This is a genomic window from Streptomyces sp. NBC_01275 (assembly GCF_026340655.1).
Lineage (GTDB): Bacteria > Actinomycetota > Actinomycetes > Streptomycetales > Streptomycetaceae > Streptomyces.
Map to the genome: position 1 here is coordinate 3,460,224 of NZ_JAPEOZ010000001.1, position 24,932 is coordinate 3,485,155.

General features: G+C 70.4%; 19 protein-coding genes. 11 read left to right on the top strand and 8 right to left on the bottom strand.

Annotated features, from left to right (window positions below):
• The first annotated feature begins 118 nt into the window (after positions 1-118).
• From OG562_RS15130 to OG562_RS15140, 3 genes are all read left to right on the top strand, one after another.
• Positions 119-772 carry a TetR/AcrR family transcriptional regulator gene (locus OG562_RS15130; RefSeq protein ID WP_266397645.1) on the top strand — a complete coding sequence of 218 codons (654 nt, stop codon included), beginning with the start codon at positions 119-121 and terminating at the stop codon, positions 770-772.
• A gap of 710 nt (positions 773-1,482) precedes the next feature.
• The gene (locus tag OG562_RS15135) at positions 1,483-1,725 is read left to right on the top strand and encodes a heavy-metal-associated domain-containing protein (RefSeq protein WP_266397648.1); all 243 of its coding nucleotides are present in this window, start codon (positions 1,483-1,485) and stop codon (positions 1,723-1,725) included.
• Positions 1,726-1,849: 124 nt separating this feature from the next.
• Positions 1,850-4,099, top strand: a complete 2,250-nt coding sequence (locus OG562_RS15140; protein WP_266397651.1) for a cation-translocating P-type ATPase — start codon at positions 1,850-1,852, stop codon at positions 4,097-4,099.
• Positions 4,100-4,727: 628 nt separating this feature from the next.
• On the opposite strand, the gene OG562_RS15145 is transcribed toward OG562_RS15140, so the two are convergent.
• From OG562_RS15145 to OG562_RS15155, 3 genes are all read right to left on the bottom strand, one after another.
• A complete protein-coding gene (locus OG562_RS15145; protein WP_266397654.1) occupies positions 4,728-6,017 on the bottom strand; it encodes a citrate synthase in 1,290 nt (429 codons plus the stop codon).
• A gap of 231 nt (positions 6,018-6,248) precedes the next feature.
• Positions 6,249-8,510, bottom strand: a complete 2,262-nt coding sequence (locus OG562_RS15150) for an ATP-dependent RecD-like DNA helicase (protein ID WP_266397656.1) — start codon at positions 8,508-8,510, stop codon at positions 6,249-6,251.
• A gap of 106 nt (positions 8,511-8,616) precedes the next feature.
• Positions 8,617-8,931, bottom strand: coding sequence for a hypothetical protein (locus OG562_RS15155; protein WP_266397658.1), 315 nt, complete (start codon positions 8,929-8,931; stop codon positions 8,617-8,619).
• 201 nt (positions 8,932-9,132) lie between these two features.
• Here OG562_RS15155 and OG562_RS15160 point away from each other — a divergent pair, with 201 nt between their 5' ends.
• The 7 genes from OG562_RS15160 to OG562_RS46005 all read left to right on the top strand — a co-directional run bounded on the left by OG562_RS15160 (position 9,133) and on the right by OG562_RS46005 (position 18,002).
• Entirely contained in the window at positions 9,133-10,197 is a 1,065-nt protein-coding gene (locus OG562_RS15160) for a LacI family DNA-binding transcriptional regulator (protein ID WP_266397660.1), read from the top strand.
• On the top strand, positions 10,194-11,771 hold the full coding sequence (locus tag OG562_RS15165; RefSeq protein WP_266397662.1) for a sugar ABC transporter ATP-binding protein: 1,578 nt from the start codon (positions 10,194-10,196) through the stop codon (positions 11,769-11,771). Before OG562_RS15160 ends, OG562_RS15165 begins: the two co-directional genes overlap by 4 nt.
• Positions 11,761-13,716 (top strand): substrate-binding domain-containing protein, encoded by a 1,956-nt coding sequence (locus tag OG562_RS15170; protein ID WP_266397664.1) that lies wholly within the window; start codon positions 11,761-11,763, stop codon positions 13,714-13,716. Before OG562_RS15165 ends, OG562_RS15170 begins: the two co-directional genes overlap by 11 nt.
• 162 nt (positions 13,717-13,878) lie before the next feature.
• Positions 13,879-14,781, top strand: a complete 903-nt coding sequence (locus OG562_RS15175; RefSeq protein ID WP_266397666.1) for a ribokinase — start codon at positions 13,879-13,881, stop codon at positions 14,779-14,781.
• Positions 14,778-15,167: a D-ribose pyranase gene (rbsD, locus tag OG562_RS15180; protein ID WP_266397668.1), complete on the top strand. Its 390-nt coding sequence runs from the start codon at positions 14,778-14,780 to the stop codon at positions 15,165-15,167. Before OG562_RS15175 ends, rbsD begins: the two co-directional genes overlap by 4 nt.
• Positions 15,168-15,431: 264 nt before the next feature.
• Complete coding sequence (locus OG562_RS15185) at positions 15,432-16,574, top strand: AraC family transcriptional regulator (protein WP_266397670.1); 1,143 nt, start codon at positions 15,432-15,434, stop codon at positions 16,572-16,574.
• A gap of 1,116 nt (positions 16,575-17,690) precedes the next feature.
• Positions 17,691-18,002 (top strand): DUF397 domain-containing protein, encoded by a 312-nt coding sequence (locus OG562_RS46005; RefSeq protein ID WP_323187513.1) that lies wholly within the window; start codon positions 17,691-17,693, stop codon positions 18,000-18,002.
• Here OG562_RS46005 and OG562_RS15195 read toward each other — a convergent pair.
• The 5 genes from OG562_RS15195 to OG562_RS15215 form a co-directional block, all read right to left on the bottom strand.
• A complete protein-coding gene (locus OG562_RS15195) occupies positions 17,992-18,753 on the bottom strand; it encodes an HNH endonuclease (RefSeq protein WP_266397673.1) in 762 nt (253 codons plus the stop codon). The two genes, OG562_RS46005 and OG562_RS15195, sit on opposite strands and share 11 nt — an antisense overlap.
• Positions 18,750-20,162: an AAA family ATPase gene (locus OG562_RS15200; protein WP_266397675.1), complete on the bottom strand. Its 1,413-nt coding sequence runs from the start codon at positions 20,160-20,162 to the stop codon at positions 18,750-18,752. The genes OG562_RS15195 and OG562_RS15200 overlap by 4 nt, the downstream gene beginning before the upstream one ends.
• A gap of 155 nt (positions 20,163-20,317) precedes the next feature.
• Entirely contained in the window at positions 20,318-21,115 is a 798-nt protein-coding gene (locus tag OG562_RS15205; protein WP_266409273.1) for a sugar phosphate isomerase/epimerase, read from the bottom strand.
• Between the two features lie 35 nt (positions 21,116-21,150).
• The gene (locus tag OG562_RS15210; protein ID WP_266397677.1) at positions 21,151-22,302 is read right to left on the bottom strand and encodes a dihydrodipicolinate synthase family protein; all 1,152 of its coding nucleotides are present in this window, start codon (positions 22,300-22,302) and stop codon (positions 21,151-21,153) included.
• On the bottom strand, positions 22,299-23,456 hold the full coding sequence (locus OG562_RS15215; protein ID WP_266397679.1) for a Gfo/Idh/MocA family protein: 1,158 nt from the start codon (positions 23,454-23,456) through the stop codon (positions 22,299-22,301). The genes OG562_RS15210 and OG562_RS15215 overlap by 4 nt, the downstream gene beginning before the upstream one ends.
• A gap of 326 nt (positions 23,457-23,782) precedes the next feature.
• On the opposite strand from OG562_RS15215, the gene OG562_RS15220 reads away from it, so the two are divergent.
• The gene (locus OG562_RS15220; protein ID WP_266397682.1) at positions 23,783-24,829 is read left to right on the top strand and encodes a LacI family DNA-binding transcriptional regulator; all 1,047 of its coding nucleotides are present in this window, start codon (positions 23,783-23,785) and stop codon (positions 24,827-24,829) included.
• Positions 24,830-24,932 lie beyond the last annotated feature (103 nt).

Genomic DNA, 24,932 nt, shown 5'->3' on the forward strand with positions numbered 1-24,932 from the left:
CCCCTTCACCGAGAAAGCCGTAAAATGGAAAACACGAGATAGCGCTCGCGTTTCCGAGTCCAGAATGCGAGCGACCACTCGTGTTTGTCAACCGTGTGCGAGAAACTGGGGATGACGCGTGCCCGAGAACCAGGAGAAGGAGCAGCCGCGCCGGCGTCAGGCGCGCGGCGAGCGGCGCATCGCCCAGCTCCTCGAGGCCGCCGCGTCCGTCTTCTGCACCACCGGCTACACGGCCGCCAGCACCAACGCCATCGCCCGCGAGGCGGGCGTCTCGCCTGGCACGCTCTACCAGTTCTTCCCGAACAAGGAAGCCATCGCCATCGAGCTGGGCGACCGGCTCATGCACGAGATGCGCGACGCCTACGGCGAGGCGCTCGCCCCGATCGACCCCGCGACCCCGCTGGAGGAGGCCGTCGGCGGGGCCGTCGACCGGTTCATCGCGTTCAACTGCGACCATCCGGTGTTCTTCGCGCTGATGCACGGCCCCGACATCCCGGGCCGCATCGCCGAGGACCACGACGCGCTGCACGCCACGCTGCTCTCCCGTATCGAGGGCCTGCTCTCCTCCCTCCTGCCCGACGCACCCCCCGCCGACCTCGCCCGCACCGCCCAGATGTGCCTGGGCCTGTACAAGGCGGGCCTGGAGCTGGTCCTGGGCCACGAGGGCGCCGAGCGCGACGCGTACGTCCAGGAGCTGAAGCACGTCCTGATCCGCTACCTGGAACCGCTCGTCGGCGCCCGCCTCGGAACCGGCCTCGCCAGGACGCCGTAGCCGATCCCGCTCGGCAGCCTCCCGGCGCCCGTGACCTGACGAGGAGGCGGTGAAGCTCGGCGCACTGATGTTCGCGCTGCGCCGACAGACCCGGATCCACGGAAGGCAGGCCGGGCCGGCGCTCGGCGCGAGCGCGGGCTTCGGCTTCGCGGCTGCGGAGAGCGCCGGGCACGCCTTCAACCGGCCGTCTCGACGGACGGCGTCGATCCGCGCGCCCTGCTGGGGCGAGCACCCCGCGCGGGATGCTCGCCCCCTTCGGGCACGGCCTGTGGACGGCGATCGCGGGCGGCGCGCCGTCGGCGCACCGCCGCCCGAACGGACGCTTCCGCTTCTCCGCGCCCGTCATCGGCGCCCGTCATCGGCGCCTGTCGTCGGCATCCGTCTCGGCGTCTGGCTGCCGCACGCGCCGTGGGACTCCACGCACGGCGTCGCGATCTGGCTGGCGGCGCGGCGGACCGCGACCGGCCTGGGAGGGACAAGCGGCTGTTCGCCGAGGGGTGCATCCCGCGGCCGACCGCCGAGCAGGAGCATCTGTTCACGCTGTTCCCGGTCGGCGGAACGGCCCTGGCGTCCCCGCTCGGGGTGGCCTGGGTGCGCTCGTCGGCGCGCCGTGATCCTTCTTGGGGAAATACCCCCTAGGGGTATAGGGTGGGTATCGGAAGGCCCCTCGCGGCCTCACCGACCCCACATGCCTCGACGAGGAGAACGACATGACCGCGCAAACCGACACTCCGGGCACCGTCACCGCCGTCTACAAGGTGAGCGGCATGAGCTGCGGCCACTGTGAGGGCGCCGTCTCCGGCGAGCTCTCCGAGCTGCCCGGCGTCACCTCGGTGAAGGCCGTCGCCTCGGCCGGCGAGGTCACGGTCGTCTCCACCGCCGCCCTCGACGAGGAGGCCGTGCGCGCGGCCGTCGACGAGGCCGGCTTCGAGCTGGTCGGCCGCGAGGCCTGAGGCCCCCCTTCTGCACCCCCTCTCCGCACCCCCTCTCCGCACCACCCCTTCCTCCACCCACCGGGCCGTACCGACCAGCTGATACTGGTTCCGTGCGGCCCGGCCAGCTTCCTGGAGTACGGACATGACCAGCACCACCACGGACACGCCCACGCCGATAGCCGCGCCGACCGCCGAGGTCGAGCTGCTGATCGGCGGGATGACCTGCGCCTCCTGCGCGGCCCGCGTGGAGAAGAAGCTCAACCGGCTGGACGGCGTCACCGCCACGGTCAACTACGCGACCGAGAAGGCGAAGGTCAGCTACCCGGCCGGGATCGAGGTCGCCGATCTGATCGCGACCGTGGTGAAGACCGGGTACACGGCCGAGGAGCCCGCGCCCCCGGTGCACACGCCCGAGGAGACCCCCGAGGAGACCTCCGCCGACCCCGAGCTGTCGGGGCTGCGGCACCGCCTCCTCGTCTCCGCCGCTCTCGCCGCACCCGTCGTACTCCTGGCGATGATCCCGTCCCTGCAGTTCGACAACTGGCAGTGGCTGTCGCTGACGCTCGCCGCGCCCGCCGTCGTCTGGGGCGGCGGGCCGCTGCACAAGGCCGCCTGGACGAACCTGCGGCACGGTGCGGCCACCATGGACACGCTCGTCTCCGTCGGCACGCTGGCCGCGCTCGGCTGGTCGCTGTGGGCGCTCTTCTTCGGCGACGCGGGCATGCCCGGCATGCGGCACCCCTTCGAGCTCACGGTCTCCCGTACGGACGGCGCCTCGACGATCTATCTGGAGGTCGCCGCCGGCGTCACCGCCTTCATCCTGCTCGGCCGCTATCTGGAGGCCCGCTCCAAGCGACGCGCGGGAGCCGCGCTCAGGGCGCTGATGGAGCTGGGCGCGAAGGACGTGGCCGTGCTGCGGGAGGGGCGCGAGGAGCGGATCCCCGTGGACCGGCTGGCGGTCGGGGACCGGTTCGTCGTACGGCCCGGGGAGAAGGTCGCCACGGACGGGACGGTCGTGGCGGGGGCGTCCGCCGTGGACGCCTCGATGCTGACCGGGGAGTCGGCGCCGGTGGACGTCGGCCCCGGCGACGCCGTCACCGGCGCGACCGTGAACGCCGGCGGGCGGCTCGTCGTCGAGGCCACCCGGATCGGCGCCGACACCCGGCTCGCGCGCATGGCGAAGCTGGTCGAGGACGCGCAGAACGGCAAGGCCGAGGTGCAGCGGCTGGCCGACCGGATCTCCGGGATCTTCGTGCCCGTGGTGCTGCTGATCGCCGTAGCCACCTTCGGCGCCTGGCTGGGCGTCACCGGGGACGCCGTCGCCGCGTTCACCGCGGCCGTGGCGGTGCTGATCATCGCCTGCCCGTGCGCCCTCGGCCTCGCCACGCCCACCGCGCTCATGGTCGGCACGGGCCGCGGCGCGCAGCTCGGCATCCTCATCAAGGGCCCCGAGGTCCTGGAGTCCACCCGCCGCGTCGACACGGTCGTCCTCGACAAGACCGGCACGGTCACCACGGGCCGCATGACCCTCCAGGAGGTGTACGTCGGGAAGGGCGTCGACGAGCGGGAGCTGCTGCGGCTCGCGGGCGCCCTGGAACACGCCTCCGAGCACCCGGTCGCCCGGGCGGTCGCCGCGGGCGCCGAGGAGCGGGTCGGGGAGCTGCCGGCGGTCGAGCACTTCGAGAACGTGCCCGGGCGGGGCGTACGCGGACGCGTGACGGGGCTGGAGGTGGCCGTCGGGCGGCTGTTCGAGACCCTTCCCGAGGAACTGGCCCGCGCCAAGGACGAGGCCGAGCGGGGCGGTCGTACGGCTGTCGTCGTGGGGTGGGACGGCGTGGCGCGCGGGGTGCTGGCGGTCGCCGACGCGGTCAAGGAGACCAGCGCCGAGGCGGTGCGCGAGCTGCGGGCTCTGGGGCTCACGCCGGTGCTGCTGACCGGCGACAACCGGGCGGTCGCGGAGGCGGTCGCGGCCGCCGTGGGGATCGACCGGGTGATCGCCGAGGTGCTGCCCGAGGACAAGGTCGACGTCGTACGGCAGTTGCAGGGCGAGGGACGGGTCGTCGCCATGATCGGCGACGGCGTCAACGACGCGGCGGCGCTCGCGACGGCGGACCTGGGGCTCGCTATGGGGACGGGCACGGACGCGGCGATCGAGGCGAGCGATCTGACGCTGGTGCGCGGGGATCTGCGGGTGGCCGTGGACGCCATCCGGCTGTCCCGGCGGACCCTGGCGACGATCAAGGGCAATCTCGTGTGGGCCTTCGGATACAACGTGGCGGCGCTGCCGCTGGCCGCGGCGGGGCTGCTGAACCCGATGATCGCGGGAGCGGCGATGGCCTTCTCGTCGGTGTTCGTCGTGACCAACAGCCTGCGGCTGCGCGCATTCAAGTAAGGCCGGGCCTTTAAGGGCCTTTAAGCGAAGACCCCCTGGAGTCCTGCGCGAGCCTCACATAAGCTCTTCACAAGGCTCGCGCATCATCCTTACGCTGGGGTCTCGCTCGCTGTATCCGGTCTCTTGCGCATCTAACGGACATATGCAAGAGACACAGATCACAGTGATGTGAACGTAACCATCGAAGGGGTTCGAAGGTCTAAGTTGACGGTGTCAGGGAGCGTCTTGGGGGGCGCGACCTGGCATCTGGGGATGTCTTGGGGGACTTCCTCAGAGATGCGTTGCCGGGGCACGTACACCGGGAAGCTTTGAGCGGCCCTCCCAGCGTGCGCTGTCCCGGCAGATCGCACACGACGGTGGTACGACGAGTTCTGCTCGTTCTGCTCAACCGCCCGTTCAACAACCGCACATGGTGGAAAACAGCGAATTCAGGCGCTGTCCTCACATACGCCCGGCCGGATCCCGTGGGGGGAATCCGCACCGGGACATGGGAAGGCGCCCTGGTCGTCGGCCCGTGGGGGGACCGCCGCCAGGGCGCCTTCCGTATGCCCTGCTCAACTCTCGAACAGTCGGTGCGACCCTGCGTCAGGACGGGGCGCCGGCGAACCGGCGCCCCCACCGGCAGGTGTCAGCGCTCCTCGACCGGGATGAAGTCGCGCTCGACCACGCCCGTGTAGATCTGGCGCGGGCGGCCGATGCGGGAGCCGGGCTCCTTGATCATTTCGTGCCACTGGGCGATCCAGCCCGGGAGGCGGCCGAGGGCGAAGAGGACCGTGAACATCTCGGTCGGGAAGCCCATGGCGCGGTAGATCAGGCCGGTGTAGAAGTCGACGTTCGGGTAGAGGTTGCGCGAGACGAAGTAGTCGTCGGAGAGCGCGTGCTCCTCCAGCTTCAGCGCGATGTCCAGCAGCTCGTCGGACTTGCCGAGGGCCGAGAGGACGTCGTGCGCCGCCGCCTTGATGATCTTGGCGCGCGGGTCGAAGGACTTGTACACCCGGTGGCCGAAGCCCATCAGGCGGACGCCGTCCTCCTTGTTCTTCACCTTGCGGATGAAGGAGTCGACGTCGCCGCCGCCCGCCTGGATGCCCTCGAGCATCTCCAGCACGGACTGGTTGGCGCCGCCGTGCAGCGGGCCCCACAGGGCGTTGATGCCGGCCGAGATCGACGCGAACATGTTCGCCTGGGACGAGCCGACGAGGCGGACCGTGGACGTCGAACAGTTCTGCTCGTGGTCCGCGTGCAGGATCAGCAGCTTGTCGAGCGCGGAGACGACGACCGGGTCCAGGTCGTACTCCTGCGCCGGGACCGAGAACGTCATGCGCAGGAAGTTCTCGACGTAGCCGAGGTCGTTGCGCGGGTAGACGAACGGGTGACCGATCGACTTCTTGTAGGCGTACGCCGCGATCGTCGGAAGCTTGGCGAGCAGCCGGATCGTGGAGAGGTTGCGCTGCTTCTCGTCGAACGGGTTGTGGCTGTCCTGGTAGAACGTGGACAGCGCGGAGACCACCGAGGACAGCATGGCCATCGGGTGGGCGTCGCGCGGGAAGCCCTTGTAGAAGTTCTTGACGTCCTCGTGCAGCAGGGTGTGCTGCGTGATGTCGTTCTTGAACACGGTGAGCTCGTCGACGGTCGGCAGCTCGCCGTTGATCAGCAGGTAGGCGACCTCGAGGAAGGTCGACCGCTCGGCCAGCTGCTCGATCGGATAGCCGCGGTACCGGAGGATGCCCTGCTCACCGTCGAGGTAGGTGATGGCGGATTTATAGGCGGCGGTGTTGCCGTACCCGCTGTCCAGGGTCACCAGACCGGTCTGGGCGCGCAGCTTCCCGATGTCGAAGCCCTTGTCGCCGACGGTGCTGTCGATCACCGGGTAGGTGTACTCGCCGTCGCCGAACCGCAGTACTACAGAGTTGTCGCTCACGTCATCCCTCACCGACGTTGTGCCTCTTCTTCGAGGTTGCCCTGACTGTCTCTACCATCCCCCATTTGGCGCAGGAGAGTGCACTCGGGGTCGACCATTGGGCTTATCGGCGGCACTCAGTGCCGCCAACTAGCTCATCCTGCCGCCTTCGTCATGATTGGGGAAGTGCTCTGTGACCTTCGTGACTCATTTGATCGATCATTTTTGTCGATCGTTTTCGCGACTCCCCCGTCATCCGCCGGCCAGCCGGAAGTCGAGGGCCGTGCAGCGGCGGCCCGCCGACACCGTGCGCACCGCCTGGCCGATCGCCCTGCGGGAGCCGACCAGGACGACCAGCTTCTTCGCGCGGGTGACGGCCGTATACAAGAGGTTCCGCTGAAGCATCATCCATGCTCCCGTCGTGACGGGGATCACCACGGCGGGATATTCACTCCCCTGTGAACGATGGATCGTCACCGCGTACGCGTGCGCCAGTTCGTCCAACTCGTCGAACTCGTACGGCACCTCCTCGTCCTCGTCCGTCAGCACCGTGAGCCGCTGGTCGACCGGATCGAGCGAGGTGACGACGCCCACGGTGCCGTTGAAGACACCGTTCTCCCCCTTCTCGTAGTTGTTGCGGATCTGGGTGACCTTGTCGCCGACGCGGAAGACCCGGCCGCCGAACCGCTTCTCGGGGAGATCGGGGCGGCCGGGGGTGATGGCCTGCTGGAGCAGCCCGTTGAGGGCGCCGGCGCCGGCCGGGCCGCGGTGCATCGGCGCGAGGACCTGCACGTCCCGGCGCGGGTCGAGGCCGAACTTGGCCGGAATGCGGCGCGCGGCCACGTCCACCGTGAGGCGGCCGGTCTCCTCCGTGTCGTCCTCGACGAAGAGGAAGAAGTCCTTCATGCCGTCGGTGACCGGGTGCTGTCCGGCGTTGATCCGGTGCGCGTTGGTGACCACGCCGGACTGCTGGGCCTGGCGGAACACGCGTGTGAGACGCACCGCGGGGACCGGGCTGTCGTCGGCGAGCAGATCGCGGAGCACCTCGCCCGCGCCGACACTGGGCAGTTGGTCGACGTCTCCGACGAACAGCAGATGCGCCCCCGGCGCCACGGCCTTCGCCAGCTTGTTGGCGAGCAGCAGATCCAGCATGGAGGCCTCGTCCACGACCACCAGGTCGGCGTCGAGCGGGCGGTCTCGGTCGTACGCCGCGTCGCCGCCGGGCCTGAGCTCCAGCAGGCGGTGGACGGTGGAGGCGTCGGCGCCGGTGAGCTCGGCCAGCCGCTTGGCGGCGCGGCCGGTGGGGGCGGCCAGCACGACCTTGGCCTTCTTGGCGCGGGCCAGCTCCACGATCGAGCGCACGGTGAAGGACTTGCCGCAGCCGGGGCCGCCGGTGAGGACGGCGACCTTCTCGGTCAACGCGAGCCTGACGGCGGCCTCCTGCTCGGGGGCGAGGTCGGCGCCGGTGCGGGCCTTGAGCCAGGCGAGCGCCTTGTCCCAGGTCACGTCGCGGAAGCCCGGCATCCGGTCCTCGCCGGTGCGCAGCAGGCGCGACAGCTGGGCGGAGAGGGACAGTTCGGCGCGGTGGAAGGGGACCAGGTAGACGGCCGTGACCGGTTCCGCGGCGCCGTCGGGACCCGGGACCTTCTCGCGTACGACGCCGGGGTCCTCGCCCTCCTGCGGGGGCGCGGCGAGTTCGGCGAGGCACTCGATGACAAGGCCGGTGTCGACCTGGAGGAGCTTGACCGCGTCGGCGATCAGACGCTCCTCGGGCAGATAGCAGTGGCCCTGGTCGGTGGCCTGGGACAGCGCGTACTGCAGGCCCGCCTTGACGCGCTCCGGGCTGTCGTGCGGGATGCCGACGGACTGGGCGATCTTGTCGGCGGTGAGAAAGCCGATGCCCCAGACGTCGGCGGCCAGCCGGTAGGGCTGGTTCTTCACGACGGAGATGGAGGCGTCGCCGTACTTCTTGTAGATGCGCACGGCGATGGACGTCGACACCTCGACGGTCTGGAGGAAGAGCATGACCTCCTTGATCGCCTTCTGTTCCTCCCAGGCCTCGGCGATCTTCTTCGTGCGCTTGGGGCCCAGTCCCGGCACCTCGATGAGCCGCTTGGGCTCCTCCTCGATGATCGTGAGGGTGTCCATGCCGAAGTGCTGGGTGATGCGGTCGGCGAAGATCGGGCCGATGCCCTTGACCAGGCCGGATCCGAGGTAGCGGCGGATGCCCTGGACGGTGGCGGGCAGCACGGTCGTGTAGTTCTCCACCGTGAACTGCTTGCCGTACTGCGGGTGGGAGCCCCACAGGCCCTCCATGCGCAGCGACTCGCCGACCTGCGCGCCGAGCAGCGCGCCGACGACCGTGAGGAGGTCGCCGCCGCCCCGGCCGGTGTCGACCCGGGCGACCGTGTAGCCGTTCTCCTCGTTGGCGTACGTGATGCGCTCCAGCACGCCTTCCAGCGTGGCCAGTCGCCGTTCTCCCGCCGCCTGGGCGGCCCCCGTCTGTTGGGACATGATCCGACGGTACCGCCCGGCACCGACAGCCTTGTCCGGTCCGCCCTTTCGGCGCCCGGCGGCCGGACGCCGGGCGCCGGGCGCCGGATGCGCGGAAGGCGCCGGATCAGGAGGTCAGCACGCAGGTGCCGACCACGTACCCGGTGACACCGCTCCTGGTGACCTTCACCCACCGATTGCTGGTGATGCCGCACGCGGTGTACGAGCCGTTGTAGTACATCGTGCAGGGCGAGGACGCGGTCTGCCCCTTGTTGAGCTGGGCGAGGGCCGTGCCGCCGGTGCTCGTGGCGGACCGGATGACGACTGTCTCCAGGGCCGTGGTCGTGCAGGTCGCCGCGGATGCGGGGCTCGCGACGACGAACGTGGTCCCGACCAGGGCGGCCGCCGCGATGGAGACGCCGAGTGTCCGGCCTGCGCGCATGTCTGGTTCTCCCCTGTCGATCGACCCTGCCGATTGGCGCGGGCATGCCACCGCCACGGAAGGGAAGCCTAGATCCCTTCGCGCCGCCGTTCATCACGATCAGGTCTCGGGATGTGCGCCGGGGGTTGCTTACGGCCATGTAATCGATTCCAATCCTCTGTACACATCGATGTAATCGATTCCACAAGGAGGTGGAGGGCGATGGCGAGCATCAAGGACGTCGCCGCCGAGGCGAGGGTCTCCGTCGCCACGGTGTCGCGCGTCCTGAACGACCATCCGTCGGTCAGCGAGGACGCACGCACACGCGTGCTGGCCGCCGTCGAGACGCTGGGCTACCGCCCCAACGCCGTCGCCCGGTCGCTGCGCACCGACCAGACCCGCACCCTCGGCCTGGTCATCAGCGACGTGCTGAACCCCTACTTCACCGAACTGGCCCGCTCCGTCGAGGAGGAGGCCCGCGCGCTCGGCTACAGCGTGATCATCGGCAACGCCGACGAGCGGCCCGACCTCCAGGACCACCACGTCAGGACCCTGCTGGACCGCCGGATCGACGGTCTCCTGGTCTCCCCCGCCGACGGCGGCTCCCCGCTGCTGCCGGACGCCGCGCGCGCGGGGACGCCGATGGTGTTCGTCGACCGGTGGATCCCGGGCGTGGACGTGCCGGTGGTCCGGGCGGACGGACGGGCGGCCATACGGGACCTGGTCGCGCATCTGCACGGGCTCGGGCACCGGCGGCTCGCCATCATCGCGGGGCCCGCCGCCACCACGACCGGCAGCGAGCGCGTCGAGGCCTTCCGGGCCGCGATGGCCGAGTACGGGCTTCCCCTGCCGGACGCCTACATAGGGCAGGGCGACTTCCAGGCCGAGAGCGGACGGCGGGTCACCGAGGGCTTCCTCGACCTGCCCGAGCCGCCCGAGGTCGTGTTCGCGGCCGACAACCTGATGGCGCTGGGCGCGCTGGACGCCGTACGCGCGCGTGGGCTGCGTGTTCCGGACGACCTCGCGCTCGCCGCGTTCGACGACATCCCGTGGTTCGTGCACACCGATCCGCCGATCACCGCGATCGCCCAGCCCACGGGCGAGTTGGGGCGGGCCGCCGTGCGCGCGCTCGTCGACCGCATCGAGGGGCGGCCCCCGCAGTCCGTCACCCTCGCCGCCCGGCTCGTCGTACGCCGTTCGTGCGGCGAGCCGGATCCACTGGAGCGACGGGCCTGCGCGGAGCCGTCGCCCGAGCCGTCCCCCGTAACGAACAGGAGCCAGTCGTGAGCAACGCGGACGAGTTGCTGCGCATCGAAGGCATACGCAAGACCTTCCCCGGCGTGGTCGCGCTCGACGGCGTCGACTTCGATCTGCGCCGCGGCGAGGTGCATGTGCTGCTCGGTGAGAACGGCGCGGGCAAGAGCACCCTCATCAAGATGCTCTCCGGCGCCTACCGCCCCGACGCCGGGCGGATCCTGGCCGGCGGCGAGGAGGTGCGCATCCATGGCGCACAGGACTCCGAGCGCCTCGGGATCGCCACCATCTACCAGGAGTTCAACCTCGTACCCGATCTGACGATCGCCGAGAACATCTTCCTGGGACGGCAGCCGCGTCGCTTCGGGATGATCGACCGGAAGCGGATGGAGGCCGAGGCCGCCGTCCTGCTGGAGCGGGTGGGCGTGCACGTGTCGCCCCGCGCGCGGGTGCGTGAACTGGGCATCGCGCGGCTGCAGATGGTCGAGATCGCCAAGGCGCTGAGCCTGAACGCGCGCGTGCTCATCATGGACGAGCCGACCGCCGTGCTGACCTCCGAGGAGGTCGAGAAGCTCTTCGCCATCGTGCGCAGGCTGCGCGAGGACGGCGTCGGGGTCGTCTTCATCACCCACCACCTGGAGGAGATCGCCGCCCTCGGCGACCGCGTCACGGTCATCCGGGACGGGAAGTCGGTCGGCCAGGTCCCCGCCACCACCCCCGAGGACGAGCTCGTACGGCTCATGGTGGGCCGTTCCATCGAGCAGCAGTACCCGAGGGAGCGCGCCGACACGGGCGCCGCCCTGCTGTCCGTCGAGGGGCTCACGCGCGACGGCGTCTTCCACGACGTCAGCTTCGAGGTGCACGCCGGTGAGGTCGTCGGCATCGCGGGGCTGGTCGGCGCCGGTCGTACCGAAGTGGTACGGGCCGTCTTCGGGGCGGACCCCTACGACCGGGGAGCGGTGACGGTCGGGGGCGCGCGACTCCCCCGGTACGACGTGAACGCGGCCCTGGCCGCCGGGATCGGGCTCGTGCCCGAGGACCGCAAGGGCCAGGGGCTGGTGCTCGACCAGTCGGTCGAGGAGAACCTCGGTCTGGTGACCATGCGGTCCGCGACCCGCGGCGGGCTCGTCGACCTCAGGGGCCAGCACGAGGCGGCCGCGCGGATCGCCGAGCAGCTGGGCGTGCGGATGGCCGGACTCGGCCAGCAGGTGCGCACGCTCTCCGGCGGCAACCAGCAGAAGGTCGTCATCGGCAAGTGGCTGCTGGCCGACACCAAGGTGCTGATCCTCGACGAGCCGACGCGCGGGATCGACGTCGGCGCCAAGGTCGAGATCTACCAGCTGATCAACGAGCTGACGGCCGCCGGGGCCGCCGTCCTGATGATCTCCAGCGATCTGCCCGAGGTGCTCGGCATGAGCGACCGGGTGCTGGTGATGGCCCAGGGCCGGATCGCCGGCGAACTCCCGGCCGACCAGGCCACGCAGGACGCGGTGATGGCCCTCGCCGTCAGCACCCCTGGCGCTCCTGGCACACCGGGCGCCCCTAGTACCCCTGATACCCCCACTACTACTTCTGCTAGCGAACTGGAGGCCGGCCGTGGCCGCTGAAACGCTCAAGAGCGGGGCGGGCGTCGGTGGCGCCGCGGCGGTCCGCCGTCTGCTCCTCGACAACGGCGCGCTGACCGCGCTGATCGTCCTCGTCATCGCCATGTCGGCGCTGTCGGGCGACTTCCTGACCACCGACAACCTTCTGAACGTCGGCGTCCAGGCGGCCGTGACCGCCATCCTCGCCTTCGGCGTGACCTTCGTGATCGTCTCGGCGGGCATCGACCTGTCGGTCGGCTCGGTGGCCGCGCTGTCGGCGACCGTGCTGGCGTGGAGCGCGACGCAGCACGGCGTCCCGGTCGTCATAGCGGTGGTCCTCGCCGTCGCCACCGGCATCGCGGCCGGCCTGGTGAACGGTTTCCTCATCGCGTACGGCAAGCTGCCGCCGTTCATCGCGACGCTCGCGATGCTGTCGGTGGCGCGCGGTCTGTCGCTGGTGATCTCCGAGGGCTCGCCGATCCCCTTCCCCGACTCGGTCTCGCACCTCGGGGACACGCTCGGCGGCTGGCTGCCCGTGCCCGTGCTGGTCATGGTCGTCATGGGGCTCGTCGCCGCGTTCGTGCTCGGCCGGACCTACATCGGCCGCTCGATGTACGCCATCGGCGGCAACGAGGAGGCGGCCCGCCTTTCGGGGCTGCGGGTGAAGAAGCAGAAGCTCGCGATCTACGCCCTTTCCGGGGTGTTCGCGGCCGCCGCGGGCATCGTGCTCGCCTCCCGGCTGTCCTCCGCGCAGCCGCAGGCCGCCGACGGCTACGAACTGGACGCGATCGCCGCCGTCGTCATCGGCGGCGCGTCCCTCGCAGGGGGTACGGGCAAGGCCTCGGGCACCCTGATCGGCGCGCTGATCCTGGCGGTGCTGCGCAACGGCCTCAACCTCCTGTCCGTCTCCGCGTTCTGGCAGCAGGTCGTCATCGGCGTCGTCATCGCGCTGGCGGTGCTGCTGGACACGGTGCGCCGCAAGGCGGGGGCGAGCCCGGTGGCGGCCGGGACCGGCTTCGGCGGCGGCAACAAGGGCAGGCAGGCGGCGACGTACGGTCTCGCGGCCGTGGTCACCGTGGCGATCGTCGGCGCGACCTCCTTCCTGCACGGCGGGACCTCGTCGACCGCGAACCCGAAGGTCGGGCTGGCGCTGTCCACGCTCAACAACCCGTTCTTCGTACAGATCCAGTCGGGCGCGAAGGCCGAGGCGAAGAAGCTGGGCGTGGACCTGACGGTCACCGACGCGCAGAACGACGCCTCGCAGCAGGCCAACCAGCTGCAGAACTTCACCAGCTCCGGCTACGACTCGATCATCGTCAACCCGGTCGACTCGGACGCGGCGAGCAACTCCGTGAACGCCGCCGACAAGGCGAAGATCCCGGTCATCGCCGTCGACCGGGGCGTCAACAAGGCCACGGTGGACGCGCTGGTCGCCTCCGACAACGTGGCGGGCGGTGAACTGGCCGCGAAGACCGTCGCCGAGAAGCTGGGCGGCACCGGCAAGATCGTGATCCTTCAGGGCCAGGCGGGCACGTCGGCGGCGCGGGAGCGGGCGGAAGGTTTCGCCAAGGGGCTGAAGGCCTACCCCGGCATCCAGGTGCTGGCCCAGCAGCCGGCCGACTTCGACCGCACCAAGGGCCTCGACGTGATGTCGAACCTGCTCCAGGCCCACCCGGACGTCCAGGGCGTCATCGCCGCCAACGACGAGATGGCGCTCGGCGCGATCAAGGCGCTGGGCTCCAAGGCCGGCAAGTCCGTCCAGGTCGTCGGCTTCGACGGCACCCCGGATGGGCTGACGGCGGTAAAGGACGGCACGCTGTACGCGTCCGTGGCGCAACAGCCTTCCCAGTTGGGCAGGATCGCCGTGGACAACGCGCTGAAGGCGTTGCAGGACAAGAAGGTCCAGGAGACGGTGAAGGTGCCGGTGAAGGTGGTCACCAAGGAGAACGTGGCCGGGTTCAGCGGTTGAGCACGGCTGAGCATGGCTGAGTACGGCTGGATGCGGCCGAGCACGGTCGGCATCGGCTGAGATCGGCGAGCGGGCGGGCGGTCACCCTGTGCGGAGCACCTCTGTGAGGAGCACCTCTGTGGGGACCGTCCGCCCGGAGCCACGTATCAGGGGAGTTGCTTCATGTACGACTACGACCTGCTGGTCGTAGGGTCGGCCAACGCCGACCTGGTGATCGGCGTCGAACGACGGCCGGGGGCCGGGGAGACCGTCCTCGGCTCCGACCTGACGGTCCACCCGGGCGGCAAGGGCGCGAACCAGGCCGTCGCGGCGGCCCGCCTCGGCGCTCGTACGGCCCTGCTGGCCCGGGTCGGCGACGACGCGTACGGTCGGCTGCTGCTCGACTCGCAGCGGGCGGCCGGGGTCGACCCGGTGGGCGTGCTGGTGGGCGGGGCGCCGACCGGGGTCGCGCTGATCACGGTGGACCCGTCCGGGGACAACAGCATCGTGGTGTCGCCGGGCGCGAACGGCCGGCTGACCCCCGCGGACGTCCGGGCCGCCGCCGGCCTCTTCCACGCCTCCCGGGTGGTGTCGGCGCAGCTGGAGATCCCGCTGGAGACGGTCGTGGAGGTCGTACGGAGTCTGGCGCCGGGCAGCCGCTTCGTGCTGAACCCGTCCCCGCCCAGGCCCCTTCCGCCGGAGGTGCTGGCGGCCTGCGATCCGCTGATCGTCAACGAGCACGAGGCGAAGGTGATCCTGGGCGAGGCGGGCGTGAGCGAGGAACCGGCGGACTGGGCGCGGCTGTTGCTGGCCAAGGGTCCGAAGTCGGTGGTCGTGACGCTGGGTTCGGAAGGTGCTCTGGCGGCTTCGGCGAAGGGGGTCGTACGGGTGGCGTCGGTGAAGGTGGACGCCGTGGACACGACGGGCGCGGGCGACTCCTTCACGGCGGCGCTGGCGTGGAAGCTGGGCGCGGGCTCGTCCCTGGCGGAGGCGGCGGCGTACGCGGCGCGGGTGGGTGCGGCGGCGGTGACGCGGCGGGGGGCGCAGGAGTCGTTTCCCACGGCGGCGGAGGTCGAGGCGCTGTGAAGAAGGCCGGGATCCTCAACCGTCACCTCTCCGGGGCGCTGGCCGAGTTGGGGCACGGGGACGGGGTGCTGGTGTGCGACGCGGGCATGCCGATACCGGACGGGCCTCGGGTGGTGGACCTCGCCTTCCGGGCGGGGGTGCCGTCGTTCGCGGAGGTGGTGGACGGGCTGCTTGCCGAACTGGTCGTGGAGGGCGCGACGGCGGCGGCGGAGGTGCGGGAGGCGAATCCGGCGGCGGCCGGGCTGCTGGACGGGCGCTTCCCCGAGCTGGCCCTGGTCCCGCACGAGCGGCTGAAGGAGCTGTCGGCGGGGGCACGGCTCGTCGTACGGACGGGGGAGGCACGGCCGTACGCGAACGTGCTGCTGCGGTGCGGGGTCTTCTTCTGACCCGCAGCTTCCGGCCCGCAGTTTCCGGCCCGAAGCTTCCGGTGCTTCCGGTATGACCTGCGGAAATGCTTCGAGGGGGCTCGGTCCGTCGACCGGGCCCCCTCGGCGTTCCCCTCCCCGTATCAGAACCCCCGCGATCCCCCCGGATCCCCCTCCAGAAGCCCTGACGCCATGTACGACACTCTGAGGACGGGAAGGGTTGCATAGACTTTCAAGATTTCTTCCGCGGGGAGACCAGGGAGAGAGGAAGAGGGAGGGCGGCCGATGATCGGGACGATGTTCCGGACTGACGACGTACCGGTGGAGGACAGGTTCGACTACTGGCGGGAGCTGACCCACCGGGCGATCGCGCCGAGCGACATCAGCAGCGTCTACGCCCCCGACTTCTGGGCGGAGCAGCGGCTGATGGAACTGGGGCCGGTGATGGTGTGGCCGACGTCCTGTCTGACCGCGCGGTTCGTGCGCAGCGAGCGGCTGGTGCGCCAGTGCGACCCCGAGGCGTACCACCTGTCGCTGGTGCTCGGCGGCGGGCTGGGGCTCGACCACGTCGGGCGGACCGACTTCTACGGCCCGCGCGATCTGTGGCTGACCGACAGCTCACGGCCGTACGACGTGCGGCCGCCGACCACCCCGGGCCGCCATGTGGTCACCGGGGTGGGGGTGGACTTCCCCAAGGCGTTGCTGCCCATGTCGCCGGACCGGATCCGGCCGCTGCTGGGCCGACGCCTGTCGGGGCGGGAGGGCACGGGCGCCCTGCTGACGGGCTTCCTGGCCGGCCTGGACCGGGAGTCGGAGTTCCTCCAGCCGTCCGACGCGCCCCGGCTGGGCGTGGTCCTGGTCGACCTGCTGGCGGCCTGGTTCGCCCAGGTGCTGGAGGCGGAGGCCTCCCTGCCGCCCGAGACGCGGCACCGGGCGATGATCGCGCGCATCCGGGCGTTCATCCGGGAGAACCTCCACGACCCGGAGCTGACGCCGCCGGTCATCGCCGCCGCGCACCACATCTCCCTCAGCTATCTGCACCGGCTCTTCCAGGAAGACGCGCAGGGCGAGACGGTCGCCGCCTGGATCCGCGCCCAGCGCCTGGAAGGCGCCCGCCGCGACCTGGCGAACCCCGCCCTGCGCGGCACGCCGATACGCGCGATCGCCGCCCGCTGGGGCCTCCTGCGCGCCTCCGACTTCACCCGCGCCTTCCGCACCGCGTACGGACTCTCGCCCATGGAGTACCGGGTGCGGGAGTGGTCGGGGTGGGAAGGCGCAGGGCGGGAGGGTTCGGGGCGAGAGGATTCGGGGCGAGAGGATTCGGGGCGGGAGGGTTCGGGGCGGGAGCAGCTCCGCAGTGGACGCAGAGCCAACAGCAGCCATGGACTCTCTGGTAACGACAGCCCCACGACTCACCCCGCATCCTGATCAGGCAGCAGCGAGCGGACAGCGAGCTGATCTTGGTGCTCCATTCCCGCGGGGGTGGGATGGAGCACCAAGGCGTCGTCGGCGCACTGCGCCTCCAGGTCCAGCGGCACGAACCGCCCACCTGCCAGGCCTCGGTCGATCACGCAGCCCCTCCCTCTCCCTCGGCAGTGTGCCAACCGGCTTGCCTTTGACAGGAGATGACCGGTGGCCGCCCGTCGTTGCCCAACTCGCACCCACAGCAGGCAGAACTGCCGTCATCGGTGACGTCTACGTACAGACTTCAGCGGACGCCCCATCATCCACAGGGTGTGATTTACACGACTTGCGCCACGGGAACTGACACACCGCCTCCTGCCGAACCGCCGTAACAGCGCAGGCAGTTGCCTTGATCGCCACATACGTGGCATGCCGACCACCCGGTTGGGCGCGCTACACCACACACGTATGGGCTCGGCCACCCCTAGGGGAGGCTTGCACGCACCGTAGTTGCCGTTGGTGCCCGGTACTGTTGTGGGCTATCACCGCTCCCCGGAGGGTCCGCGACAGATCGTGGTCGCCCCGCGGGGTCCACGAACGTGGACCAGAAAGGGGGCGGCCCAATGGCCGCACAGCCGGAGGGTCATCAGAACAACAAGGCGGACCGGATTTACAGCAAGGTCCGCTGGCTGGGAACAATCTTCACGATCTACAAGATCGTGCGTGAATTCCTGGTCCACTAAAGGGAAGAGCCCCGACCCGAGGGTCGGGGCCAGCCCGTTCTGATGATGCCAGAGGGCCTCATCTCTGCCGCTTGGCCGCTACGGAGATGGGGCTCTCGCCTTGTCTTGCACGAACACGCACGACGCCGCCAGAAATGGTGACGTCAGTTGCCTGCTGTGATGACACACCCCATCTTGCCTTGCGCGCAAGGTTGTCCGCGACACCCGCAAACAGGTTGAGGCGCAAGCGGGATCTTCAATTCCGGTCCGAAATTCAGCATTCGACCTGATCAGAAATGTCGTGCACATGAGAAAGTGACGCTCGTCACACCAGAGATCGTGACAGAAGGCACACCTGAGCGGACTGCCGGATGTCCAGATCGCCCTGATCTACGCGCGCATACCCTGACGTCCTCACATGGCGGCGGGAATCGTACAGGACAGGACTGACAATGCCGTTCCCGATTTGACTCCGCCCGAGACGGGTGCATCGCTCACGCGTCCCCACCGGCAACAGCCTCGACCCGCCCGAGCCGCGCTCCCCGACTCTCCGCAAGCGCCGACGTCAGACAGCGGCGGCGACCAGGGCGAACGCCCCGAAGTAGCCCATGGCCACGCCGGCATGCCCGTCCGCGACAGCAAAGCCGTGACCGGTCCGGCGCTGGTCTTCTCGGCGGGCGGCTGGGCCGCGTTCGTCGGGGCCGTGCGGGACGGGCGTGTCAGTAGCTGAGGCCCCGGAAGTACAGGAACGCGGACCGCAGTTCGGAATCGCGGAGGAGGTCGAGGACCTCCTCCTCCCCCACGAACAGGGCATCGGCCGCCGGATGGCCGGACTGGTGGAACATGGCGACCAGTACATCGATGAGGGGGCGGGTCCAGGCGACCCTGACGATCTCCGCCGCCTTGTCACGTTGCCCCTTGTCCATGGCTATGCGCCACAGCTCGATGGAGTGCCTGGCCGTCGCGTAGGCGTCCGTGCGTCCCTTGACCAGGACCGCTCTTGCGTTGAGGCCGAATACCTCGATACAGGCCCGTCCCCGGTCGGTCAGGCCCCGGTACGTTCCGAGCGGGAGCACCAGCCGTAGGTGGTCCAAGGGGTCCTCGACTGTCGGGTCGACGAGCAGGGGGCTGCCGTCGGCCGCGGTGGGGAAGAGGTTCCGCTTCTGGTTGCTGTTGCAGAACGAGCAGGCGAGCAGATGGTTGAGCCAGTCGAAGGTGCGCAGCGGAGCGAGGCTCTTCGGCTCGAAGTGGTCGATGTCGGTGCCCTGGCCGTCACCGCAGTACATGCAGCGTTCGCGGCCGGGAGCCATCTCCGCCAGGGCGGTGACGAGTGCGGGACGGACCTGTCGGCGGTTCGCCCACAGTGCCTTCGCCCTGGCCTTGCGTTCCTGCTCCGTGGCCTGCTGCCGGATGTCGTCGGTGTAGCCCTTCAGCAGCTCCGTCGTCTCCGGCGACAGGAGCGCACGCCGAAGCCGGATCACTCCTCTTCGCCCTTCGGGCCCTCGGCGATCTCCTCCGCGATCCGGTGCAGGTGCGCGCTCATCTCGCCCAGACGGGCCGACGGCGAGCTGGCAAGCCGCTCCTTGAGTTCCCGGTAGCGGGCGAGCGACTCCGATGACGAGGCCCCGTCGTAGACCTCCGCCTCCAGCTCCACGAACTCGGCTCTCGCCTGTTCGGCCCGCTCGGAGTAGGGGGTGTCGAGGCCGAACAGATCGGAGAGAACGGCGTCGTCACCGCTGCCGTACACCACCCGGTCGTACAGGTCCTGGTCGATGACCTCGGGCGGGCGCGCCTCGTCCACGCCGGGAAGCCGGATCAGGCCGCCGGGATCCGCGGCCTGGCAGATGTAGGGGCTGTGCGTGGTGACGATGAACTGGATGCGGGGGAAGTGGGCCGTCAGCCAGGGGCCGATGCGGCGCTGCCAGGAGACATGGAGATGGGCGTCGATCTCGTCGATGATGACGACGCCGGGTGTCATCAGCACGATCGACCCTCCTTGAGCCTCCCGGAGGTTGGACTCCCACAGATCGTCGCCGAACACGTCGTGCAACTGCTTGAGGATGTCGACGACAAGGGCCGACACCGTACGGAACCCGTCGCTCATCTCCCGTAGCGGGAAGCGACTGCCGTGCCGCTCGACCCACAGCCCCTCGGAGTCGACGTCGTTGATCAGGTACTCGTCCGGCAGCAGTCCGTCTCTGAGCAGCGCCAGTGCGAACGCCTTCAGTCCCTGTGCGCCCCCTCTGCCTTCCAGTGCGCGCAGATGCTGCTCGATCAGCCAGGTGACCCCCTCGGCGAGTGAGGCGTCCTCGTGGAAGAGGCTCGCGTGCCTGGCCACAGGTCCGGACACCAGCATCAGCCGCTGTACCTCACCCGAGCCGCCGGCCATCCGCCGGAACGGCCCGTAGGCCGCGGAGAACCAGCCCGCCGGATTGTCCGCCCATGGACCACGGCGGGCGATGCTGGTCTGCGCCTTGGTGTACCTGATCTCGTCGAGTCCGGGCAGGACACCGCGGCGGACCGGAACCCTGCCTGCCCAGCCGTCTCGGGGCGTCTTCCAACGGAGTCCGGCCCGGAAGGCGCCGGCGGGCGGGCGGCCCTGTGAGAACCGGTCGTGCTTCGGGTCCCGGGTGATCTCCACCTCGACCTGCCCGGCCGTTCTCTGTTCGGTCACCCAGTTCTCGAACCCCGGCACCAGACTGCGGGCCACCCCCGGTCCGCTGAGCGCGAGCGCCATGGCCCGCAGCAGCGTCGTCTTCCCGGACCCGTTGCGGCCGGCCAGCACGGTCCACCCGGCATGGCTGCCGTCGGGACGGGTCAGGGTCAGATCAACCTGACGAGGGCCGTGAAAGGACTTGATGTCCTGTACGAGGATCCGGCGGACGTACATGGGGGTTGATCCTACGGTCCGGGTGGGAGAACGACGGTGGTCCGCGTCCGCCCGAGGGGAGTGTCCGCTTCGATCGCGCGCGTGTGTACGGCGACAGTCGCCGGAGAGCGGATCGTTCACCCCTCTCCGGCCGTCGTCGAGTGCTGCGGCGCGCGCTACGCCGTGTGCTCCACGAACCGTGCTGCCGTCTCCGTCAGCAGTTCCCGTCCGTCCCGTGCCCACAGGGTGTCGTTGAAGAGTTCCACCTCGATCGGGCCTGTGTAGCCGGCCGCCTCCACGTACGCCTTCCACTCGCGCATGTCGATCGCGCCGTCGCCGATCTGGCCGCGGCCGTTGAGGACGCCCTCGGGCAACGGGGTGGTCCAGTCGGCCAGTTGGAAGGTGTGGATGCGGCCGGTCGCGCCCGCGCGGGCGATCTGGGCGGGGGCCTGGTCGTCCCACCAGATGTGGTACGTGTCGACGGTCACGCCGACCTGTTCGGCCGGGAAGCGTTCCGCGATGTCCAGGGCCTGGGCCAGGGTGGAGACCACGCAGCGGTCCGAGGCGAACATGGGGTGGAGGGGCTCGATGGCCAGGCGTACGCCGTTCGCGGCGGCGTAGGGGCCCAGTTCGGCCAGCGCGTCCGCGATGCGCTCCCTCGCGCCGTACAGGTCCTTCGAGCCGGGCGGGAGGCCGCCGGAGACCAGGACGAGGGTGTCCGTGCCGAGGGTGGCCGCCTCGTCGATCGCCCGGCGGTTGTCGGCCAGGGCCGCCGCCCGCTCGTCCGGGGCGATCGCCGTGAAGAAGCCGCCCCGGCACAACGTTGTCACCGTCAGGCCCGCGTCGCGGACCAGCTTGGCGGTCGCCTCCAGGCCGTACGTCTGGACCGGGTCGCGCCAGAGGCCGACTCCCGGGATGCCCGACTGGACGCATGCGTCGACCAGTTCGGGCAGCGAGAGCTGCTTCACCGTCATCTGGTTGATGGAGAAGCGGGTCAGGTCCGGATGGCTCACTGGGTCACTCCGTACAGGGCGAGCAGGTTCTTCATCCGTTCCTCGGCCAGCTTCGGGTCGGGGAACAGGCCCAGGCCGTCGGCGAGTTCGTAGGCTCGGGCGAAGTGCGGGAGGGAGCGGGCCGACTGGAGGCCGCCGACCATGGTGAAGTGCTCCTGGTGACCCGCGAGCCAGGCCAGGAAGACCACGCCCGTCTTGTAGAAGCGGGTGGGGGTCTGGAAGAGGTGGCGGGAGAGCTCGACCGTGGGGTCCAGCAACGTCCGGAAACCGGTGACGTCGCCCGTGTCCAGGACTCGTACCGCCTCCGCCGCCAGCGGGCCCAGCGGGTCGAAGATGCCGAGCAGGGCGTGGCTGAAGCCCTGCTCGTCGCCCGCGATCAGCTCGGGGTAGTTGAAGTCGTCGCCCGTGTAGCAGCGCACGCCCTGCGGCAGCCTGCGGCGGATGTCGATCTCCCGCTGGGCGTCCAGCAGCGAGACCTTGATGCCCTCCACCTTGTCGGGGTGGGCCGCGATGACCTCCAGGAACACCTCGGTCGCCGCGTCCAGGTCGGACGACCCCCAGTAGCCCTCCAGCGCCGGGTCGAACATCGGGCCCAGCCAGTGCAGGACCACCGGTTCGGCGGACTGGCGCAGGAGATGGCCGTAGACGTCCAGGTAGTCCTCGGGGCCGGAGGCGGCAGCCGCCAGGGCTCGGGACGCCATCAGGATCGGCTGGGCTCCCGACTCCTCGACGAGGGCCAGCTGCTCCTCGTAGGCCGCGCGGACCTCCTCCAGCGTGCCCGAGGCGATCTGGTCGGTGCCCACGCCGCACGCGATGCGGCCGCCCACCGCCTTCGCCTCGGCCGCCGACCTGCGGATCAGTTCGGACGCGCCCGCCCAGTCCAGGCCCATGCCGCGCTGGGCGGTGTCCATCGCCTCCGCGACGCCGAGCCCGTGGGACCACAGGTGGCGGCGGAAGGCGAGGGTGGCGTCCCAGTCGACGGCGGCCGGGGAGTCGGGGGACACGTCCGCGAACGGGTCCGCCACCACGTGCGCCGCCGAGAAGACCGTACGAGAGGTGAAAGGGGCGCCGGTGGTGAGGGGGAGGGGGGACGTGCGGGGGTCGTACGCCCTCAGCCCTCCTGTCGCGTCCGGGAGCTGGATCGTCACAGCGCGACCTCCGGGACGTCGAGGCGGCGGCCCTCGGCGGAGGACTTCAGGCCCAGCTCGGCGAGCTGGACGCCACGGGCGCCGGCCAGCAGGTCCCAGTGGTAGGGGGCGTCGGCGTAGACGTGGCGCAGGAACAGTTCCCACTGGGCCTTGAAGCCGTTGTCGAAGTCCTGGTTGTCCGGGACCTCCTGCCACTGGTCGCGGAAGACCTCCGTGGCGGGGATGTCCGGGTTCCAGACCGGCTTGGGGGTGGCGCTGCGGTGCTGGACGCGGCAGTTGCGCAGGCCGGCGACCGCCGAGCCCTCCGTGCCGTCGACCTGGAACTCGACCAGCTCGTCGCGGTTGACGCGGACCGCCCAGGAGGAGTTGATCTGGGCGATCGCGCCGCCTTCGAGCTCGAAGACGCCGTAGGCCGCGTCGTCGGCGGTGGCGTCGTAGGGCTTGCCGTTCTCGTCCCAGCGCTGCGGGATGTGGGTGGTGGCGATGGCCTGGACGGACTTCACCCGGCCGAACAGCTCGTGGAGCACGTACTCCCAGTGCGGGAACATGTCGACGACGATGCCGCCGCCGTCCTCCGCGCGGTAGTTCCAGGAGGGGCGCTGGGCGGACTGCCAGTCGCCCTCGAAGACCCAGTAGCCGAACTCGCCGCGGATGGAGAGGATCCGGCCGAAGAAGCCGCCGTCGATGAGGCGCTTGAGCTTGAGCAGGCCCGGGAGGAAGAGCTTGTCCTGGACCACGCCGTGCTTGATGCCGGCCGCGCCTGCCAGGCGGGCCAGCTCCAGGGCGCCGTCGAGGCCGGTCGCGGTCGGCTTCTCGGTGTAGATGTGCTTGCCCGCCGCGATCGCCTTCTTGATCGCCTCCTCGCGGGCGGAGGTGACCTGGGCGTCGAAGTAGATCTCCACCGTCGGGTCGGCGAGGACCGCGTCGACGTCCGTGGAGATGTTCTCCGGGTCCAGGCCGTGCTGGTCGGCGAGCGCCCGCAGCGCGTGCTCGCGGCGGCCGACGAGGATCGGTTCCGGCCACAGCACGGTGCCGTCGCCGAGGTCGAGGCCGCCCTGTTCGCGGAGAGCCAGGATGGAGCGGACGAGGTGCTGGCGATAGCCCATGCGCCCGGTCACGCCGTTCATGGCGATACGCACCGTCTTGCGTGTCACGTCGGTCCCTTCGTAAGTGTCGTCCGCAGCGTCCTTCGCGGCGTCCGTGCGCGTTCCGTACGCGGTTGTGCGCGCCGCGTACGCCTCCACTGATGAGCGTCACAGCAAGCGCTTTCTATCTGATGAGAAGCTAGCCTCTGAGCAGCGTCCGGACAAGACCGTGTCCATTCCGAGTTGTTCGAGGGGGCGAACGACAGGGGGGCGCGGCCGTAAGGTCTGCTCGATGCGCCCGGAACCGCCGGTGCGGGTGGGCTGTCTAGCTGTCTGACTGCTTTCACTAGGGCGTACGACGACGTACGACGAATGCGCGACCGGAGGACGACTACATGACGGTGACCCTGGCGGACGTGGCGGCCCGCGCGCAGGTCTCCCCCGCGACGGTGTCGCGCGTGCTGAACGGGAACTACCCCGTCGCCGCCACCACCCGTGAGCGGGTGCTGCGGGCGGTGGACGAACTGGACTACGTGCTGAACGGTCCCGCGAGCGCGCTGGCCGCCGCGACCTCCGACCTGGTCGGCATCCTGGTGAACGACATCGCCGACCCCTTCTTCGGGATCATGGCGAGCGCGATCCAGGCGGAGATCGGGGGGCCCGGCGGGCGGGCCGGAGGCGAGCGGCTCGCGGTGGTCTGCAACACCGGGGGCTCGGCGGAGCGCGAACTGACCTATCTGACCCTCCTCCAGCGGCAGCGGGCCGCGGCCGTGGTGCTGACCGGCGGTGCCATGGAGAACGAGCCGCACGCGGCGGCGGTGGCGGCGAAGCTGCGCAAGCTCGGGGAGGCGGGGACGCGGGTGGTGCTGTGCGGGCGGCCGCCGGCGCCGGACACCGCGGCGATCGCGCTGACCTTCGACAACCGCGGCGGCGGACGGGAGCTGACCGAGCACCTCATCGGGCTCGGGCATCGCAGGCTCGGGTACATCGCGGGACCGGAGGAGCGGACGACCACCCGGCACCGCCTGGAGGGCCACCGGGCCGCGCTGCGGGCGGCCGGCATCGAGGAGGACCCGCGCTGGACGGTGCACGGCCGCTACGACCGTCGGGCCGGCTACGAGGCGACGCTCGAACTGCTGCGACGGGACCCGTCGTTGACCGCGGTCGTCGCCGCCAACGACTCCGTCGCGCTGGGCGCGTGCGCGGCGCTGCGCGAGTCCGGACTGCGCATCCCCGAGGACGTCTCGGTCGCCGGCTTCGACGACCTCCCCTTCAGCATCGACGCGGTGCCCTCCCTGACGACCGTACGGCTCCCCCTGGCCGAGGCGGGCGCCCGAGCGGGCCGCATCGCCATGGGCCGCGAGGAGCCGCCGCCCGGGGGGATCGCCACGGTGCGGGGGGAGCTGATGGTGCGGGGGTCTTCTGGGGGGCCTCGGGCTTGAGGGCGCCTCCGGGGGGGCATCGGGGGTGACGGTGTCTTCGGCGGGGCTCGGGCTTGACGGGACATGCGGGCCTCGGGCTTGACAGCACGTCCGGGGGACCTCG